Here is a 713-nt window from a genome sequence, read left to right as displayed (position 1 = left end):
CACAGCGAACCGCCATCATCGTCTCGCTACCACTCCCGGTGTCGATGGCCGGACGCACCGCATCGCCAAGCTGCGTGCTCACCACCTATACCGACGGCGAGGCGTTTGCCTGATTGCTCGAACCAGCATGACCAGATGCCACGGCCACCATCTGGGAGCCGTGGCGTGACGGATCAGATCGAACGACGCTGACGAAGCTCATCACGGATTTCACGAAGCAGCGTGACGTCCTCAGGAACCGCGGCAGGCGTGTCGGCCTTCTTTGGCATCAGGCGATTGACCGAGCGGACGACGAGGAAAATGATGAAGGCGACGATGATGAAGTTCACCGCCTGCGTGATGAATTCGCCATAGCCGAGTAGCGGTACGCCTGCCTTCTTCAAGGCGGCGTAGTCAGAGAGGCTGCCAGCGTAGTTCGCGGGCACGGCACCGAGCGTCACGAAATAGCTCGAAAAGTCCAGGCCACCGAAGATTTTGCCGATAATCGGCATGAGGATATCGTCGGTGAGCGATGTGACGATCTTGCCGAACGCAGCGCCAATAATGACCGCGACCGCGAGATCGAGCACGTTACCGCGCATGACGAAGGTTTTGAATTCGTTGAACATGAGCTTCCCCTTTCTCGTTGCCAGCTGCTCCTGGTGACGTCAGACTGTAACGGGCATCGGGCGTAACGAACAGGGGGTTAAGATGGGGTGGGCAAGGGTAGCCTT

The 713-nt window shown here is 58.8% G+C and carries 1 protein-coding gene; it reads right to left on the bottom strand.

Annotation, left to right across the window (positions count from 1 at the left end):
* Positions 1 to 173: 173 nt before the first annotated feature.
* Entirely contained in the window at positions 174 to 608 is a 435-nt protein-coding gene (gene mscL, locus EWE75_RS24775) for a large conductance mechanosensitive channel protein MscL (RefSeq protein ID WP_130160655.1), read from the bottom strand.
* Positions 609 to 713: the final 105 nt, after the last annotated feature.

It is taken from the genome of Sphingomonas populi, from assembly GCF_004208535.1.
Lineage (GTDB): Bacteria > Pseudomonadota > Alphaproteobacteria > Sphingomonadales > Sphingomonadaceae > Sphingomonas > Sphingomonas populi.
The sequence above is the reverse complement of the archived record's forward strand: the minus strand, read 5'-3'. Positions and strand labels throughout refer to the sequence as shown.